Below are 16,576 nucleotides of genomic sequence, written 5' to 3'. Positions count from 1 at the left end.
CGTAACCGGCCGTTGGCGGTCTACGTATCGGTACGCAAGGGTAAACCCTAGATCGGGGCGCCCGGCAGGCTACAACCCATGCTCCCGCAGAAACCGATCCAGCTGATGGCTGTTCGCCAGCCCCAGCTTCGCGAACACGTGCGCCCGGTGCGTTTCCACCGTGCGCTGCTCCAGCGGCGCGAGTTCCTGCGCGATCTGCTTGTTGGGCTTGCCCTCGGCCACCAGGCGGGCGACCTGCATCTCGCGCGGGGTGAGCTTGTCCCACAGTGCCTGCGCGGCCTGGCGGGCCTGGCGGCGGGTGGCGATCTCGCCGGCCTGCTGCAGGGCGCGGGCGATGGTGTCGAGCAGGCGCTCGTCGTTGCAGGGCTTCTCGAGCCAGCCGAAGGCGCCGTTCTGCACGGCCTCCACGGCCACGGGAATGTCTCCGTGGCCTGAGAGGAAAATCACCACCAGCGGGCTGTCCTGCGCGCGCAGCGCGTCGAACACCTGCAGGCCGCTCATGCCGCCCAGGCGCAGGTCCAGGATCACGCAGCCGGCGCGCTGCAGGTCGGTGCCTTCGAGAAACGCCTCGCCCGATGCAAAAGTCTGCACCGCATAGCCGCGCGACAGCAGCAGCAGGCCCAGCGAGCGGCGCACGGCCTCGTCGTCGTCCACGATGCACAGGTTGTTGGCGGCAGCGGCGGTGTTGTTGGTCATGGCGGAGGCGATATTTCCAGCTCGAGCGTGAAGACTGTGCCACCGCCGGGCCGGTCGGCGAACGACAGGCTTCCCCGGTGCGCCTCGACGATGGTGCGGCAGATGTTGAGGCCCAGGCCCAGCCCGCCGGTCTTGGTGGTGAAGAAGGGCGAGAACACCTGGTCTGCCACGGCCGGGTCGATGCCCGGGCCGCGGTCGGCCACGCGGATGTGCATGCGGCCTCCTTCCAGTCCGGCCTCGACTTCCACGACCCGCTGCTCCGGCGGCACGGTCTGCATGGCGTGCAGGCTGTTCGACAGCAGGTTGAGCAGCACCTGCTCGAGCAGCACGCGGTCGCCGCGCACGTCGGGCAGCTCCTGCGGAATGCGCAGCTCGGCACGCGCCTGGCGCATGCGGATCTCGCCCTGCAGCAGCGCGATGGCGTTGCCGGCCAGCGCGGCCACCGAGCAATCTTCTGTGCCCACGGTGCGCTGGCGCACGAAGCCGCGGATGCGCCGAACGATCTCGGCGCTGCGCTGGGCCTGCATCATGGCTTCGTCGAGGCTGCTCACCAGCAGCTGCTGGTTGCCCTGCTGGGCAAAGGCCTTGGCGGCACTCGCGAAGTTGCTCAGCGCCATCAGCGGCTGGTTGAGTTCATGCGCCAGCGTGGAGGCCATCTCGCCCAGGCTCGCCAGGCGCTGGGCGTGCTGCAGCTGCTCGTCGTTCTGGCGCTGGCGCAGCTCCGCGCGCTTCTGCTCGGTGATGTCCACCACCGAGCTCATCCAGCCGGCGTGCTTGCCGTCGGCGTCGATCAGCGCGGCGGTGTAGACCATGGTGATGACCTCGTGCCCGTCGCGGTGCCGCAGGCGCGACTCGAAGCCCGAGCGCACGGGCTGGCCGCTCATCATGGCGTCGTAGTGGCGCCAGTGCTGCGTCACGTCGTTCGGGTGCCAGTAAGGGTAGGGCGGCAGCTTGCCCAGCAACTCGTCGGCGTCGTAGCCGGTCATCTCGCAGAACGCCGGGTTGACGTAGATGATGCGGCCTTCGAGGTCGCGCGCGCGCATGCCCACCAGCAGCGAATCTTCCATCGCCTTGCGGAAGGCGTGGGCTTCGTCCAGCTCATGGGTGCGCTCGCGCACGCGCAGTTCCAGGTCGCGCCGCGCGTCGCGCTGCTCGGCGAAGCGGCGCTCGCGCAACTGCCAGTAGAGGCCGGCCAGCAGCAGCACCACGGCGCACAGCAGGCCCAGCATCCAGGCGCGCTCACGCGCGACGTCCACGTCGGCGTGGTCGGCCATCACGGTCAGCGTCCAGCCCAGGTCGGGCAGGCGCTCGTCCACCGCGAGGAACTGGCGGGGCCGGCCGCCGACGCTGGCGCGCACCAGGTAGCTGTGCGCGCCTTCGTCGCGCTCCACCTTCCACGGCACCGCCTGGAAGCTGGTGCGCGTGCCGTACTGCTGGTCGCGCCGCATGCCCTCGAGCTCTGCGGCGGCCAGGGTGCGCGTGGACTGGTACATCCACGACGGCACCGAGCTCAGGAACACGACGCCGCGCGCGTCTGTCAGCAGGATGGGGTCGCGCACGAAGGTCCACGTCTCCTGCACCTGGCGCAGGCTCACCTTGACCGTGATCACGCCGCGCACGTCGCCGTCGGCACCGCGAACCGGCGAGGAGATGAAGAGCCCTGGCTCGCCGGTCGTCTGGCCCACGCCGTAGAACAGGCCGTTGCGTCCCTCGCGCGCGTCGATGAAGTAGGGCCGGTTGGCGTAGGACTGGCCGACGAAGCTCTGCGGCGTCGCCCAGTTGCTGGCCGCAAGCGTGACGCCCTGCATGTCGATCAGATAGAGCGCGTCGGAGCCGGCGCGGCGGTTCACGCCCTCGATGTAGAGGTTGGCGCGCTGCTTGGCCGCCTGGTCGCGCGGATGGTCCAGCGCGGCCAGCACGAGCGGATGCAGGCCGGTGGTGAAGGGCAGGTAGTTGTACTTGCCGGCGGCATCGCGCAGGCCGAGCACGTGCACCTCCATCGCGCGCCGGATCGAATCGGCCTGGAAGTTCGCCTCGCGGCGTGCGGCCCACTGGCCGGCCAGGCCAATCAGCAGCAGCGCCACCGCGCATGCGGCCACCCACGCGGCCACGGCGCGATGCCGGCGGCGCTGGCGGGCCGGGGAGGGCGCCGACGCCGTGTGCGTCGGGGCGGGGACGGGGGTCGACAGGGAGGTGGGCGGCATGGAAGGGCGGGGCCGACCGGCGGCGGGGAGGATTTTGCCTTGATCCTCCCGCACGGGCCCAGTGGCCCCCGACCCTCCTGTAGCTCAGGCCGCCACCGGCTGCACCTGCGTCGTCGTGTGTGGCGTGCTCCGCTGCGCCGGTCGCGCGTCGAGCTGCTTCGCGAGCGCCGTCCACCGCACCCGCGCCGACACCACGCTCTCTTCCTTCACGTGCCCGAAGCCGCGGATCTGCTCCGGCAGCCGCGCCAGCGACAGGGCGGTGTCGAAGTCGACCGCGTCGAAGCGCGCGATCACGTCCTCCACCATCGCGCGGTAATCTTCGATGAGCTGCCGCTCCATGCGCCGCTCGGCGGTGCGGCCGAACACGTCGAAGGCCGTGCCGCGCAGGCCGCGCAAACCGGCGAGGATTCGGAACGCACCCATCATCCACGGCCCGAAGCTGGTCTTCAGCGCACGGCCTTCGGCGTCGCGGCGGCCCAGCACCGGCGGCGCCAGGTGGAAGCGCAGCACCGGCTTGCCCTCGAACTGCTCGCCCAGCTTTTCCATGAAGCGCCGGTCGGTGTAGAGGCGCGCGACCTCGTACTCGTCCTTGTAGGCCATGAGCTTGAAGAGACCCGAGGCGACGGCCTTCGCCAGCAGGTCGCTGCCGCGCGCGCGCTGCTCGACTGCGCGCACGCGCTCCACCAGCTCGGCATAGCGCTGCGCATACGCGGCGTTCTGGTACGCCACCAGGAACTCGGTGCGGCCCTTCACCAGCGCCTCCAGGCTCTGCGGCCGCTGCAGCGCGACGACCTTCTGCGGCGAAGCTTCGCGCGTCACCGCCGCGAGGTCGAGCGCCGCCTTGCGGCCCCAGCGGAACGCGGCCTGGTTCGCCTTCACCGCCACGCCGTTGATCTCGATGGCCTTGTCCAGCGCTTCGGCTGACAGCGGCACACAGCCCTTCTGGAAGGCGAAGCCCAGCAGGAACAGGTTGGCCGCGATCGCGTCGCCCATGAGCCGCGTGGCCAGTTGCGTCGCATCGACGAAGTCGGCGCGGCCTTCCACCGATTCCTCGATCAGCGCGCGCACCTGCGCCGCCGGGAACTGCCAGTCGGGCTGCTGCGCGAAATGGCCCGTGGGCTGCTCGAAGGTGTTGACCAGCGCATAGGTGCGGCCAGGCCGCATGCGCGCGATGGCGTCTGGCGCGCCGGCCGTGAGCATGTCGCAGCCCAGGATCAGGTCGGCCTCGCCGGTGGGAATGCGCTGCGCCTTCAGCTGCGCTGCGTCGCGCGCGATGCGCACATGCGACGTGACCGAGCCGTTCTTCTGCGACATGCCCGTCATGTCGAGCACGCTCACGCCCTTACCTTCGAGGTGCGCCGCCATGCCGATCAGCGCGCCGATGGTGATGACGCCCGTGCCGCCGATGCCGGTGATCAGGATGTTGTGCATGCCTTCGAGCGCGAGTTGCTTCGGCTCGGGTAGCGACGCCTCTTCGGTGGCTGCTTTGGCGGCCACCGGTGCCTGCCTGCGGGGCTTCACGCCTTCGACCGTCACGAAGCTCGGGCAGAAGCCCTTGATGCACGACTCGTCGGCATTGCAGGCGCTCTGGTCCACCGCGCGCTTCAGGCCCAGATCCGTCTGCTTGGGCAGCAGGGCGGTGCAGTTCGACTGCTCGCCGCAGTCGCCGCAGCCTTCGCACACCGCGTCGTTGATGAACACGCGCCGCGCAGCCTGCGGGAACTCGCCCTTCTTGCGGCGGCGGCGCTTCTCTGCGGCGCACACCTGGTCGTAGATGAGCACCGAGACGCCTTCAAACTCGCGCAGCTCGCGCTGCACCGCGTCCATGCTGTCGCGGTGGTGCACGGTGAGCATGAAGCCGTCTCGATCGGGCGGCAACACGCTGCGGTCGGCCCAGCGCGACGGGTCTTCGGCTACCAGCGCGAGGCGCTTCACGCCCTCGGCCGCCATCTGGTGCGCGATGCGCGGCACGGTGATAGGCCCGTCCACCGGCTGGCCGCCAGTCATTGCCACCGCGTCGTTGTAGAGGATCTTGTAGGTGATGTTCACGCCCGCCGCCACGGCCGCGCGGATGGCGAGCGAGCCCGAGTGGTAGTAGGTGCCGTCGCCCAGGTTCGCGAACACGTGCCTGCGCTTGGAGAACCAGGCCTGCCCCAGCCACGGCGCGCCTTCGCCGCCCATGTGCGTGGTCGTGCGGTTGTGCTCGGGATAGATGGCGGTGGCCATCACATGGCAGCCGATGCCCGCGAGCGCGAGGCTGCCTTCGGGCACCTTGGTCGAGGTGTTGTGCGGGCAGCCCGAGCAGTACCAGGCCGGCCGCGAGGGCGTGGCGACGGCCTTGCCCAGCACCACGTCCTTAGCGTCGAGGATCGCGAGCCGCATGCGGATGCGGTCGCTGGTGTGGAAGCGCGCCACGCGCTCCGCGATCACGCGCGCGATCTGCGCCACCGAGAAGTCGGCCGTGGCCGGCAGCAGCCACTTGCCGCGCGGGTGCGCGCCCCATTCGCCCTGCTCGTCGAACTTGCCGATCACGCGCGGGCGCACGTCCTCGCGCCAGTTGTAGAGATGCTCCTTGAGCTGGTATTCGACGATCTGGCGCTTCTCTTCCACCACCAGGATCTCTTCAAGGCCGTCCGCGAACTCGCGGATCGAATCGGGCTCCAGCGGCCACGGCATCGATACCTTGAAGAGCCGGATGCCGATGCGCGCGGCCTCGTCGGCGTCGATGCCGAGCTCCTCCAGCGCCTCGAGCACGTCGCGGTACGACTTGCCCGAGGCCACGATGCCAAGTCGCGCTTTCGGCGAATCGATGGTCACGCGGTTGAGGCGGTTGGCGCGTGCATAGGCGATGGCGGCGTAGATCTTGTAGTCCTGCATCAGTGCCTCCTGCTTGCGCGCCTGCACGCCGAGCGTGTCGGTCGACAGGCGCGCATGCACGCCGCCGGGAGGGAAGACGAAGTCCGAAGGCAGCTGGGTGTGCACGTCGAGCACGCCGGCCGGAATGGAGCCTGATGACTCGACCGTATCGGCCAGTGCCTTGAAGCCCACCGGCAGCCCCGCGAAGCGCGACATCGCGAAGCCGTGCAGGCCGAGCTCGATGTATTCCTCCACGCTCTGCGGATAGAGCATCGGGATCATCGACGCGGCGAACAGGTGGTCGCTCTGGTTCGGCAGCGTAGAAGAGGAGGCGCCATGGTCGTCGCCCGCCACCAGCAGCACGCCGCCGTGGGGCGAGGTACCCGCGTGGCTCATGTGCTTGAACACGTCGCCGCAGCGGTCCACGCCCGGCGCCTTGCCGTACCACATGGCGAAGACGCCATCGACGGCGGACTCGCCCGTCAGGTGCACCTGCTGCGTGCCCCAGACGGCGGTGGCGGCAAGCTCCTCGTTCACGCCGGGCAGGAACTTCACGGCGTTGGCTTCGAGCTGCGGCTGCGCCTTCCACAGCGCCTCGTCCAGGCCGCCGAGCGGCGAGCCGCGGTAGCCCGAGACGAAGCCCGCGGTGTTCAGCCCGGCCTTCTGGTCGCGCCATTTCTGCACGAGCATGAGGCGCACCAGTGCCTGGATGCCGCTGAGGTAGATCCGGCCTTCGGTGGCTGTGTATTTGTCGTCCAGCGCAACGCTGGCCAGTTCGTGGGATGCCATGACTGAAAAAGACTCCGGGTAGGACTCGTCGGAATGCGGGCATGGCCCCGGTAGAGGGCCGGCTCGCGGAACGCCTCGGCGGGGTAGACGCCGAGGCAGCAACGATTCTTCCGCCTTGTCCACGGAAAGTGCTTCTTCGTTTTGGCGAAGAGCAGCCCATTCCGGAAGATCTGTCTTTTGTGGGCGCAATCCGCCGAAAGTATTTCGGCCGGATCTGCGGCTCCCGCCGGCCCGACAATGTCGGCCTTGCAGACCCACCCCGCACACCATGAGACCCGACCTCGATTCGCTGGCGCTTTTCCTTCGCGCCATTGAGCACGGCAGCCTGTCGAAGGCCGCCGCCGAGAGCCACATGGTGCTGTCGGCCGCCAGCCGCCGGCTCGCCATCCTCGAAGAGCAGCTGGGCGTGGTGCTGCTCAACCGCAGCTCGAAGGGCGTGACGCCGACCGGCGCCGGCGAGTCGCTGGCCATGCATGCGCGGCAGATCCTGCGAGACGTCGACCGCATGCGCGCCGATCTCTCGGACTACGCGCAGGGCGCCACCGGCCGCGTGCGGCTGCATGCCAACGCATCGGCTATGGGCCAGTTCCTGCCCGACGACGTGGCGAGCTTCCGCCAGCGCTATCCGGAGATTCGCGTGAGCGTGGAAGAGCACCGCAGCGTCTACATCGTGCAGGCCATCCGCGACCGTCAGGCCGACGTGGGCGTCATCACCAGCGAGGCGGCTGACCCGGCGCTGCACTTCATTCCGTACCGCACAGACAGGCTCGTGGCCATCGTGCGGCAGAAGCATCCGTGGCGCGGGCGCGAGGTGTCGTTCGAGGAACTGCTCGACTACGACTTCGTCGGCCTGGAAGACGACTCCGCCATCTCCCGCACCATGGAAGACGCCGCGATGAGCGCACGCAAGGTGCTGCGCCTGCGCGTGCGGGTGAAGAGCTTCGAGGCCGTGTGCCGGATGATCGAAGCGGGCATGGGGGTCGGCATCCTGCCCGAAGGCGCGGCAGTGGCCTATCGCAAGGAGATGAAGCTGCGCTTCATCAATCTCACGGATGCGTGGGCCTCTCGGCGGATGTATTTGTGCACGCGGCAGGAGGCGCTGAGCTTTCCGCAGCGGCGGCTGGTGGATCACCTGCTGGCGCGTGGGATGTCTTGAGGGTCCTGATCGGGTTTGGATTCATTCAGGGCGACGCTCACGCCGACGGGGTACCTTGCTCCGCGAATGTCCCCCGGCCTTCGGCCTCCTCCTTTATTTCGCTGCGCAAGGCACCCCATCGGCGTGAGCGTTTTGGAGCCGCTTCGGGGTGATATGGCTCGGGGCTCGTGACGTTTGCGAGCGGGGTGTCGCGGAAGCTGCATTTGTTGGCAGTCTCCGCGACTTCCTGCCGTAGGAGCGGCTACTTTGCTTGGTTCTTCTCTAGAGTGAATGCCCCTGTCACTCGATACCCCAACAAGGGGAGCAGAAAGGCCCACACACCAAGCCACCACCGAGATGTTTGAAGGCTGCTTGCCTCGCGGCAGGTTGTCAGTGCGAAAGCACTGATGCAGATGCGAGGTATCAAAAGGCGACGGCCGAGGTGTTCTCAGCACCCCAGCCGTCTAACCAAGTTCGTGCACCAACCTCTAAAGGAAAGCACAAAAATGGCTACCAAGACTATAGCCCGGCCAACTACGCCGGTAGCTTCCGCAGAAACCGTCCAAGACCCGGCGGATCTTCTTGAAAACACCCTCACTCAACTCGAAGCTCTACTGTGGGTTTGCCACGGCGAAGAGATCGACTGGTGCAGCGGTGATGGGCCTCGGCAATTGAACAACCTGCTCTGGCTTGCAGCTGAAATGGCTCGCAAGGCGGGGGAACTGTTTCAGATGAGCGAGAAAGCGCGGCGTGGGGCGCCTGAGGCTGGCGGGTAGGGGCTGGTCTGCGGGCTGCGAGGTCGCGGCCCGCCTGGGAACAGGTCCTTTTGTGTGCAGAGGCTCAAGACTTCGTGATGGCGGGAGTTCGGTTCTGTTGAGAGGGTCAGCCTCGGTGTCGGGCGTGCGCTGCGGCGACAGGCAACGCAATCATTTGCTTTGCGATGGTTGTTGTTGGCTCTGGCAAAGTGAATAGGTACTATCGACCAAGGCTGTCGCTCGGAGACGCGGCAGCGTGCGGTCAGAAACGGCCGCTCAGCACCTGCACGCATATTTGACGAGATAGATCTTTCGATCTTTGTGATTCGCATGGGAAGGGGGGGTGATGAGTCTGAGCTTGAATTTCATCGACAACGGAACCCAGCACAACGACATCGTGCTGGAGTGGGAAGGGAAAAACTGGGTTTGCGATTCCTATTACCTGGCGCTAGACGATTACCTGCTGCCAGAGGTCGAAGATGCGACGAAGGTTCGAGCAGTGCTCTGGCGACTGTTGGAGCAATGGCTGGAAGTTCTTGATGAGTTGCACGTTGATGAGATCGCCTTCCTGCCATATGACTTCTCGGACCAATACACCGGTTGGCTCCGCTGCACTCGCCGCCAAGAGGGATTTCTAGTTGCACGAGGGTGGTCGGATGTTGAAGGATGGTCTTTCGCTCCATCAGGAGTCAGTAGCTTGCTGCGCAAGCTTGAAGAATTCCGCACCGATGGTGCGTCGGTCGAAGTGCCTACGGAAGAGCTCTTGGAATCGATTCGCAAGTCCATGGCCCGTGCTGCAAGCTAAGAGGCCACTAGAAGTGGCTAGCCTCGATCAAACGCACATCAGATGAAGTTCAACGATCTTGCCCGCAAGGCCGCGAAAGGCCCCGCACCACTGTCCTACGGTGGATCAGTTAATCCGGAAGACATGATTCGGTTTTCGCTGGCATATGGTGCTGAGGGTGCTGACGAAATTGAACGACTCTGCAAGCAGCACGGCTGGCATGAGGCCGGCTTGCTGGAAAACGGCAAAAGAGTAGCGCCGCTCGCGCGCTGGGCTGCGGCCTGCATTGCCTACGGGCGGGGCGGCATTGCTTCGCTGCAGCGTTTGCTGACCGATCGGACACTCGCGACCTTTGCCATCGCGGTTCTTACGGAAGTCCGCACCGAGCCTTGTGTTGCGGTGCTGCTGGACTATTGCCTGTCGACCACTCCTCTTTCGGACGAGCCAGGCGATCCGTTCTGGCAAGCGCTCAGCGCGTTGAACTCTTTGACCAGCTTCGACGACGGGCTGGTCCCCACACACGAGCAGCGGGAGAAGTTGAGAGACTTGGTGATCGAGACGTTCGCCGGCGCCAACACTCCATTTCAACAGACACTTTGCCTGTGTGCGTTAAGAGGGGCACCTATCGAAGGGTCACTGGAATGGGCGCAGGCCCAGGCGGTGACAGACGCTGGTGTTGTACGTGCAAAGGCCGCCGCGATCAAGTCTCTCCAGCGCCGTCTTTCCGGCTCGTTCAAGTCGCCCAGTGCAGAGCAGAAGCATCAGATTCGCAGGCAGCGAGCGCTTGATGTTTAGCGCTTTCGGCCAAGACTAGACGTTTCTACAGTCGATTCAAGTCCGTCCATGCACAGCTACGTCCTTGCCCTCGATCTCGAAGGCACCTTGATCTCAAACGCGATGAGCCAGATACCCCGGCCAGCCCTGGCTGAGTTCCTGACTCGTTGCGCTGAGTTGTTTCCTCGCATCGTCATGTTCACTACGGTCAAGGAAGAGCGATTCCGAAACATCGCTCGCCTATTGGTGGATGAGAAGGTCGCGCCCACCTGGTTTGCGGATATGGAGTACATCAACTGGCAGGGCGAAACGAAAGACCTTCGATTTGTCCCTGGCGTAGATCCCCATCAGGTATTGCTGGTCGACGACTTCGAGAAGTACGTTCATCCCGGCCAGGAAGCACAGTGGCTGCAAGTTGAACACTTCGACTACCCCTATAGCTCGGAGGACCGTGGTCTTGCCGAGGTGTTCAACGCATTGGCCGCGCGTATTGCTCGATGAATGTTGGGGCATTCAGCAGCGTGGATTTGCCAATTTCGAACTTTTGCGAGCAACCGTGGACAGAACCCTGTGAAGTCTGAGTACTGTCACCTTTGCTACAAGGATTGCCGCTGCGAGTCGTGGCACTTCCAAGCCGGAGGTGGATACGTAAAGTTCTCCGATTACTTGCCTCTGCCTGAAGGTGCGGCTGGGCACCCTCGATCCATGGAATGGTTTTGCCCTGCCCATCTGCCAGCAGCAAGAGCTTTGGCGTCTAAGCCATTGAATGACGCCATGACTTGTTTGAAACAGGAGTACGGAGCCTTCGAAATTCCTCTGCCTCATGGCCCCTGCCCAGATCCGGAACTTTGGCTGACATCCGTTGGCCAAAATCGAGCAAAGGTGTTCAGCATCATTCGTCGAGTCAACGGCCGCAGCCCGAGTGAAGTCAAGGCATTGCTAGAAACCGGCAAATTCAGGATCAAAGCGGGCTGGCCGGTGGACGTGGAACTCAGGCCTGTTGCTGAGGCCCTCGAGGCTGTTGGCGCGTCGGTAGTTCTGCGGTGCCCTTAGCTGACTCCGCCACAGCGGTCGCACCACCAAAGCCCCAGCCACCCTCACCGTGCGCAGGGTACCGGGTGCTCCCCGCAGCGAAATAAAGGAGGAGCCCGAAGGGCGGGGGACATTCGCGGAGGGGAGTACCCGGTGCCCTGTGCACGCGCCCCGAACAACAACGGCGGCGCACAAGAGCAAAAGCAAAGAATCAGCGCAACGCCTCAACCAGATCAAGCACCATCCGGTCCCCACCGAACTTCTCGACCCCATGCGTCAGCAGCGCATCCACAGCCTGCGCAATGCCATGGCTCGAAGACGACTGCTCCGCCATGTCGTTGTAGTACCCCAGGTCCTTCTTCGCATTCGCCATCGAGAACTTCAGCGAATCGGTGCTGCCCGTCAGCAGCTTGGGCTTGACGCGTTCCAGCGCCACGCCGTTGCCGCCGCCCTTGGCGAGCACGTCGACGAACACGTCGGGCTTCACGCCGGCGCGCTCGGCGCAGGCCGCGGCCTCGCACAGCAGCGCCACGGTGCCCAGAGACACGAAGTTGTGCAGCAGCTTCATCGCGTGGCCGGCGCCGATGCCGCCCACGTGCGTGATGTTCTCGGCGAAGCAGCGCAAAACCGGCAGGCAGGACGCCAGCACTTCTTCATCGCCGCCCACCAGCAGGTTCAGCCGGCCTTCGGCGGCTTCCTTGGCGGTGCGGGTCATGGGCGCGTCGATGAACTTGCCGCCCTTGGCGCTCACCGCCTCGGCCACCTTCGCAGTGGAAGCGGGCACTGCCGTGGAGCAGTCGATGACCACGGTGCCGGGGCGCAGCGTGGTGAGCGCACCGTTGTCGCCCAGCATCACGGCCTCGACCTGCGGCGTACCGGTCACGCACAGGATCAGCACGTCGACCTGCGCAGCCAACGCGGCCACGTCCTTCACCGAGGTGGCACCGGCCTTCAGCAGGCCGTCGATGGGCTGGTTGCCCGCGTGCTCCAGCACGGTGAGCTGGTGGCCGTGCTTGACGATGTTGCTGGCGATGCCGTGGCCCATCAGGCCCACGCCGACGAGGCCGACCTTGCGCGGCGCTTGCTGCTGTTCAGTGGTGGTTGTCATGTGTTGTCTTCATCCGTGCTTGATGGCGATGGTCTTGAGGGTCGTGAAGCCGAGCAGGGCCTCGAAGCCCTTCTCGCGGCCGAAGCCGCTGGATTTCACGCCGCCGAATGGCAGTTCTACGCCACCCGCCGCACCGTAATTGTTGACGAAGACCTGGCCGCAATGCAGCTTGTGCGCCATGCGCAGCTGGCGCGCACCGTCGCGGGTCCACACGCCAGCCACCAGGCCGAAGTCCGTGCCGTTGGCCAGGCGCACCGCCTCGGCCTCGTCGGCGAAGGGCGTCAGGGCCAGCACGGGGCCGAAGATCTCGTGCTGCGCGATGTCGCTCTCGTGCGGCACGTCGCGGAACAGCACGGCCTCCTGGTAGTAGCCGGTGGAAGACGCGTTGGGCGACACCGTGCCGCGCGCGGCCACCTTCAGGCCTGCGGCCTCGGCAGTCGCGACCATGTCGCGCACCTGGCGGAACTGCTTTTCGTTGATGAGCGGGCCCATGTCCAGGTCTTCGGCGGGCGTGCCCGCGCGCACGGCGGTGAAGCGCCTGGCGAGGCGTTGCACCACTTCTTCATAGACCGACTGCTCCACCAGCACGCGGCTGCCCGCCGAGCAGGTCTGGCCGGCGTTCTGGATGATGGCGTTGAGCAGCACCGGCTCGGCCGCGTCGAGGTCGGCATCGGCGAACACGATCTGCGGCGACTTGCCACCGAGTTCGAGCGTCACCGGGCAATGGCGCTCGGCCGCGGCCAGGCCTACGCTGCGGCCGGTCACGGTCGAGCCGGTGAACGAGATGTGGTCGATGCCCGGATGCGCGCACAGCGCGGCACCGGCTTCCTTGCCGTAGCCGGTCACCACGTTGAGCGCGCCGGCCGGAAAGCCCACCTCGGTCGCGATCTCGGCCAGGCGCAGCAGCGACAGGCTCGCGTCCTCCGCCGGCTTCACCACGCAGGCGTTGCCCGCGGCGAGCGAGGCGCCCACGCTGCGGCCCGCGATCTGCATCGGGTAGTTCCAGGGAATGATGTGGCCCGTCACGCCGTGCGGCACGCGCACCGTCAGCACGGTGTAGCCGCGCTCGTAGGGCAGGGTGTCGCCGTGCAGCTTGTCGCAGGCACCGGCGTAGTACTCCATGTAGCGGGCCAGCGCGGTGGCGTCGTTGCGCGCCACGCGCAGCGCCTTGCCGGTGTCGCGTGCCTCGAGCTGGGCCAGCTCCTCGTGGTGCTCCAGCACCGCGGCGCCGAGCTTGGCCAGCAGGCGGCCGCGCTGCAGCGCGGTGAGGCCGCCCCAGGGGCCGTCGAAGTTCTCGCCCATGGCCTGGCGCGCGGCGCGCACGGCGGTGTCCACGTCGGCAGCGGTGCCGCGCGCGATCTCGCCGAACTTGCTGCCATCGCTCGGGTCGATCACGTCGATGGTGGCGTTGCCTTCGGACTGCACGTGGCGTCCGTCGATGTAGTGGGCTGCTGCTGCATTCATGATGTCTTGTCTCCTGAGGGCCGGTCAGCGCGAAGAGTTGGGTTCCGGCCAGGGTTTCTGCGTTTCGCGGATCTGCTCGAAGGCGCGGCTGAACTGCAGCACGCCCAGGTCGTCGAAGCGGCGACCGGCGATCTGCAGGCCGATGGGCAAGCCCTCGGCCGAGTAGCCGCAGTTGATCGAGGCAGCGGGCTGCTCCGACATGTTGTACGGCACCGTGAAGCCGATGTGCTCCAGCGGCAGCATCGGATCGTTGGTGGGCGAGGCGTGGTCGGCCGGCGCGGGCATGTTGGGCGACACCGGCGAGATCACGAAGTCGTAGGCCTTGGTGGCCGCAATGGTGGCCGCGCGCACTGCGATGAACTGGCTGTAGGCATCGAAGATGTGCGCGCCCGAGAAGCCGGCCGCGCTCTCGGCCCATTCGCGGATGTACGGCAGGATCTTCGCGCGCTTCTCCGGCGCCATCGCCTGGATGTCGATGCACGAGCGCATGCGCCAGAAGTGGTCCATGCCCTGCAGCATCTTCGGCGTCGTGAAGGCCGGGATTTCTTCCACCACCGCACCAGCCGCCTCGATGCGCTTCGCCGCGCGGCGCACGGCTTCGGCGATCTGCGGATCGAGCGGCAGGCCGCAGCCCGCGTCCATGTGCAGCGCCACGCGCTTGCCCTTGATGAACGACGGGTCGACCTCGAAGGCCGTCCAGTCGATGACGGGCGGCGGCAACTCCGAATAATCGCGGTCGTCGGGCTGCGCGACCGAGGCCATCATCAGGGCCGAATCGGCCACGGTGCGCGTCATCGGACCGGCGCAGCGGCCCATGTAGGGCGAGCTCAGCGGAATGCGGCCGAAGCTGGGCTTGAGCGTGTAGATGCCGCACCAGCTCGCGGGCAGGCGCAGTGAGCCGCCGATGTCGGTGCCCACGTGCAGCGGGCCGTAGCCCGCGGCCGCAGCGGCACCGGCGCCCGCGCTGGAGCCGCCGGGCGTGCGCGACAGGTCCCACGGGTTGCGCGAGAGTTCATGAAAGCTCGACAGCCCCGAAGACAGCATGCCCAGGTCGGGCATGGTGGTCTTGGCGACCAGCACCGTGCCGTCTTCCTTCAGGCGCGCCGCGGGCGGCGAGTCGTAGGTCATCGGCACGAGGTCGTAGGCGGCGGTGCCCAGCGGCATCGGGTCGCCCTCGGTCGCGAGGTTGTCCTTGATGGTCACGGGCACGCCGTCGAGCGTGCCGAGCGGCTTGCCGGCCAGCCAGCGCGCTTCGGATGCGCGGGCCTGCTCCAGCGCGAGCTCGGGGCGGAACAGCCAGGTCGCGTGCAGCTCGGGCTCGCAGGCCGCGATGCGCTCGTTCACCGAGCGCGCCACTTCCACCGGCGAGAGTTCCTTGGCCGCGTAGGCGGCGTGCAGCTCCTGCACGCTGAGGGAATAGAGAGGCCTGGTCGTCATCGCATCAGCCCCACGAGATCGCGGCCAGGTCGTTCACCACGATCGGCATGCTCGGCCACAGACCCTTCACTTCCTTGCGCGCGATGGTCGGGAACACCGCCTGGTAGAGGAAGCCGTTGACCGCGTCGGTCGCCAGCATGCGCTGTGCGTCGGCCAGCAGGTCGGCGCGGCGCTTCTTGTTCTCCTCGTTCTGGATGGCCACGAACAGGTCGCGGAACTTCTTGGAGTCGTAGCCCCAGTAGTAGTCGGGCTCGGTGTACTTCACCAGGTCGAAAGGCTCCACGTGGGCGACCATGGTCAGGTCGAAGTCATGAGCGCCGCCGAAGGTGCCGCTGAGCCACTGGGCCCATTCCACGTTCTGGATCTTCACGTTGATGCCGATCTGCGCGAGCTGCGCGGCGATCACCTCGCCGCCCTGGCGGGCGTAGGAGGGCGGAGGCAGCTGCAGGCGCAGCTCCAGCGGCGTCTTCACGCCGGCCTCGGCCAGCAGCTTCTTGGCCTTCTCCACGTCGAAGGGGTTCATCGCGGTGGTGTCGATGAAGCCCGGCGCGCCCAGCGCGTAGTGGCTGCCGATGGGCCTGCCGAAGCCGTCCGCCGCGCCCTGGACGATCGCGTTGCGGTCGATGGCCGCCAGGATCGCGCGGCGCACGCGCACGTCGTCCAGCGGCTTCTTGCGGTTGTTGATGGTCAGGATCACCTTGCCGCGCGTGCCCACTTCCAGCACCTGGAAGCGCGCGTTGCCCTTGAACTGGCTCACCGAGCGCGTGCCCGCGCGCGGGAAGATGTCGATGTCGTTCGACAGCAGCGCGGCGGTCTGAGCGGCCGTGTCCGACATGAAGCGGAAGACGAATTTCTCGGTCTTCGCGAGGTTCGGGTCGCGATAGGTGGGCGACTTCACCAGCGTGCACGAGGCGCCGCGCTGCCAGGCGCTCAGCTTGTAGGGGCCGGTGCCCACGGGTGCGGTGGCGTTGGTCTCGGCGCTCTTGGGCTCCACGATGCAGGCGGTCGACTGGCCGAGCATGAAGGGCAGGTCGGGGTTGGACAGCGTGCTGTTGACGCCCACCGTGTATTCGTCGAGCACCACGGTGCCGATCTCGCTGAAGAAGCGCTTGTCCTTGTTGGTGCTCTTGGCGCCGCCCGCGCGGTCGAACGAGAACTTCACCGTGTTCGCGTTGAAGGGCTGCCCGTTCTCGAAGCGCACGCCCTTGCGCAGCTTGAAGACGAAGGTCTTCATGTCGGGCGAGGACGACCAGCTCTCCGCCAGCATCGGCGTGACGGAGCCGTCGGCGTTCACCTTGGTGAGGGTCTCGAAGATGTTGTATTGCGTGATCTCCGCGATGGCCGATGCGGCGCCGCTGGTCGGGTCCAGGCCCGGCGGTTCGAGCGGCATGCCGATCGTGAGCGTGTTCTTGCCGGCCTGCGCACGGGCCTGCGGCAGGAAGACACCCGGGATCGCCGCGGCCATGGCGGAAGTCATGAGTGTGCGTCGCTTCAACATTCGATAGTTCCTGGAGGTGAGTGTGGAAAGGGAAGAAAGAAAAG

The 16,576-nt window shown here is 66.5% G+C and carries 12 protein-coding genes; 5 read left to right on the top strand and 7 right to left on the bottom strand.

From position 1 onward, the window contains the following. Positions 1-69: 69 nt before the first annotated feature. The 3 genes from FHT32_RS00995 to FHT32_RS00985 form a co-directional block, all read right to left on the bottom strand. A complete protein-coding gene (locus FHT32_RS00995; RefSeq protein WP_176662810.1) occupies positions 70-696 on the bottom strand; it encodes a response regulator transcription factor in 627 nt (208 codons plus the stop codon). Continuing rightward, positions 693-2,900: an ATP-binding protein gene (locus FHT32_RS00990; protein ID WP_176662809.1), complete on the bottom strand. Its 2,208-nt coding sequence runs from the start codon at positions 2,898-2,900 to the stop codon at positions 693-695. Before FHT32_RS00990 ends, FHT32_RS00995 begins: the two co-directional genes overlap by 4 nt. Before the next feature lie 84 nt (positions 2,901-2,984). After that, a complete protein-coding gene (locus tag FHT32_RS00985; protein ID WP_176662808.1) occupies positions 2,985-6,545 on the bottom strand; it encodes an indolepyruvate ferredoxin oxidoreductase family protein in 3,561 nt (1,186 codons plus the stop codon). Between the two features lie 268 nt (positions 6,546-6,813). On the opposite strand from FHT32_RS00985, the gene FHT32_RS00980 reads away from it, so the two are divergent. The 5 genes from FHT32_RS00980 (at position 6,814) to FHT32_RS00960 (ending at position 10,494) form a co-directional block, all read left to right on the top strand. Further along, the gene (locus FHT32_RS00980) at positions 6,814-7,701 is read left to right on the top strand and encodes a LysR family transcriptional regulator (RefSeq protein WP_176662807.1); all 888 of its coding nucleotides are present in this window, start codon (positions 6,814-6,816) and stop codon (positions 7,699-7,701) included. A 485-nt stretch (positions 7,702-8,186) separates the two neighbouring features. Beyond that, on the top strand, positions 8,187-8,456 hold the full coding sequence (locus FHT32_RS00975) for a hypothetical protein (protein WP_176662806.1): 270 nt from the start codon (positions 8,187-8,189) through the stop codon (positions 8,454-8,456). A gap of 337 nt (positions 8,457-8,793) precedes the next feature. Continuing rightward, positions 8,794-9,240 carry a hypothetical protein gene (locus FHT32_RS00970; protein ID WP_176662805.1) on the top strand — a complete coding sequence of 149 codons (447 nt, stop codon included), beginning with the start codon at positions 8,794-8,796 and terminating at the stop codon, positions 9,238-9,240. Positions 9,241-9,282: 42 nt separating this feature from the next. Continuing rightward, a complete protein-coding gene (locus tag FHT32_RS00965; RefSeq protein ID WP_176662804.1) occupies positions 9,283-10,014 on the top strand; it encodes a hypothetical protein in 732 nt (243 codons plus the stop codon). A gap of 48 nt (positions 10,015-10,062) precedes the next feature. Beyond that, the gene (locus tag FHT32_RS00960) at positions 10,063-10,494 is read left to right on the top strand and encodes an NIF family HAD-type phosphatase (RefSeq protein ID WP_176662803.1); all 432 of its coding nucleotides are present in this window, start codon (positions 10,063-10,065) and stop codon (positions 10,492-10,494) included. A 742-nt stretch (positions 10,495-11,236) separates the two neighbouring features. On the opposite strand, the gene FHT32_RS00955 is transcribed toward FHT32_RS00960, so the two are convergent. The 4 genes from FHT32_RS00955 to FHT32_RS00940 are packed head-to-tail and all read right to left on the bottom strand — an operon-like array spanning position 11,237 to position 16,532. Then, a complete protein-coding gene (locus tag FHT32_RS00955) occupies positions 11,237-12,133 on the bottom strand; it encodes an NAD(P)-dependent oxidoreductase (protein WP_176662802.1) in 897 nt (298 codons plus the stop codon). A 9-nt stretch (positions 12,134-12,142) separates the two neighbouring features. Then, positions 12,143-13,597, bottom strand: coding sequence for an aldehyde dehydrogenase family protein (locus FHT32_RS00950; RefSeq protein WP_176662801.1), 1,455 nt, complete (start codon positions 13,595-13,597; stop codon positions 12,143-12,145). Between the two features lie 24 nt (positions 13,598-13,621). Next, positions 13,622-15,034 (bottom strand): amidase, encoded by a 1,413-nt coding sequence (locus FHT32_RS00945; protein ID WP_176662800.1) that lies wholly within the window; start codon positions 15,032-15,034, stop codon positions 13,622-13,624. A gap of 4 nt (positions 15,035-15,038) precedes the next feature. Then, positions 15,039-16,532, bottom strand: coding sequence for an ABC transporter substrate-binding protein (locus FHT32_RS00940; protein ID WP_176662799.1), 1,494 nt, complete (start codon positions 16,530-16,532; stop codon positions 15,039-15,041). Positions 16,533-16,576 lie beyond the last annotated feature (44 nt).

Source organism: Variovorax sp. SG517, from assembly GCF_013376045.1.
In the GTDB taxonomy this organism is placed as follows: Bacteria; Pseudomonadota; Gammaproteobacteria; order Burkholderiales; family Burkholderiaceae_C; genus Variovorax.
Note: the sequence above shows the minus strand (reverse complement) of the source record. Positions and strands in the feature narration are given on the sequence as shown.

What these genes read in the sequence shown, in the direction of transcription:
- FHT32_RS00995 (WP_176662810.1), bottom strand. Translation starts at nt 696, where the DNA reads ATGACCAACAACACCGCCGCTGCCGCCAACAACCTGTGCATCGTGGAC.
- FHT32_RS00955 (WP_176662802.1), bottom strand. Translation starts at nt 12,133, where the DNA reads ATGACAACCACCACTGAACAGCAGCAAGCGCCGCGCAAGGTCGGCCTC.
- FHT32_RS00985 (WP_176662808.1), bottom strand. Translation starts at nt 6,545, where the DNA reads ATGGCATCCCACGAACTGGCCAGCGTTGCGCTGGACGACAAATACACA.
- FHT32_RS00990 (WP_176662809.1), bottom strand. Translation starts at nt 2,900, where the DNA reads ATGCCGCCCACCTCCCTGTCGACCCCCGTCCCCGCCCCGACGCACACG.
- FHT32_RS00945 (WP_176662800.1), bottom strand. Translation starts at nt 15,034, where the DNA reads ATGACGACCAGGCCTCTCTATTCCCTCAGCGTGCAGGAGCTGCACGCC.
- FHT32_RS00950 (WP_176662801.1), bottom strand. Translation starts at nt 13,597, where the DNA reads ATGAATGCAGCAGCAGCCCACTACATCGACGGACGCCACGTGCAGTCC.
- FHT32_RS00980 (WP_176662807.1), top strand. Translation starts at nt 6,814, where the DNA reads ATGAGACCCGACCTCGATTCGCTGGCGCTTTTCCTTCGCGCCATTGAG.
- FHT32_RS00940 (WP_176662799.1), bottom strand. Translation starts at nt 16,532, where the DNA reads ATGTTGAAGCGACGCACACTCATGACTTCCGCCATGGCCGCGGCGATC.
- FHT32_RS00975 (WP_176662806.1), top strand. Translation starts at nt 8,187, where the DNA reads ATGGCTACCAAGACTATAGCCCGGCCAACTACGCCGGTAGCTTCCGCA.
- FHT32_RS00960 (WP_176662803.1), top strand. Translation starts at nt 10,063, where the DNA reads ATGCACAGCTACGTCCTTGCCCTCGATCTCGAAGGCACCTTGATCTCA.
- FHT32_RS00965 (WP_176662804.1), top strand. Translation starts at nt 9,283, where the DNA reads ATGAAGTTCAACGATCTTGCCCGCAAGGCCGCGAAAGGCCCCGCACCA.